This window comes from Neisseria sp. P0021.S006 (genome assembly GCF_051956895.1).
The window spans coordinates 1-549 of the sequence record NZ_JBQCWZ010000977.1 but is presented as its reverse complement, the minus strand read 5'-3'; the positions used below and the strand labels follow the sequence as shown (position 1 = coordinate 549).

Genomic DNA, 549 nt, shown 5'->3' with positions numbered 1-549 from the left:
CATCTGCACGGACGTTAAAGCCGATGATGAATGCGCCGGAAGCGATGGCCAAGTTGACATCCGATTCGGTAATGCCGCCAACGCCGCTGTGCAACACGTTCACTTTCACTTCGTCTGTGGACAGTTTTTTCAGGCTGCCCGCCAAAGCTTCGTAAGAACCTTGTACGTCTGCTTTGATGATGACGGACAAGGATTGGGCTTGGTTTTCGCCCATGTTGTTGAACATGTTTTCCAGTTTTGCGGCCTGTTGTTTGGCCAAGCGCACGTCGCGGTATTTGCCTTGACGGAAGAGGGCGATTTCGCGCGCTTTTTTCTCGTCGGCCAATACCATTGCATCTTCGCCTGCGTTCGGAACGTCGGACAAGCCGAGGATTTCGACAGGGATAGACGGACCGGCTTCATTGATGGCTTTGCCGTTTTCGTCAACCATTGCACGGATTTTACCGAATGCAGTACCGGCCAGCAGCATATCGCCCTTTTTCAGCGTACCGCTTTGTACCAAGAGGGTGGCAACCGCGCCGCGGCCTTTGTCCAAACGTGCCTCTACGA

Annotated in this window: 1 pseudogene; it reads right to left on the bottom strand. The window is 53.7% G+C overall.

The features are described 5' to 3' along the window. Positions 1 to 549 (bottom strand): annotated as a pseudogene (locus ACTHUM_RS18250) (translation initiation factor IF-2); the annotation flags it as partial.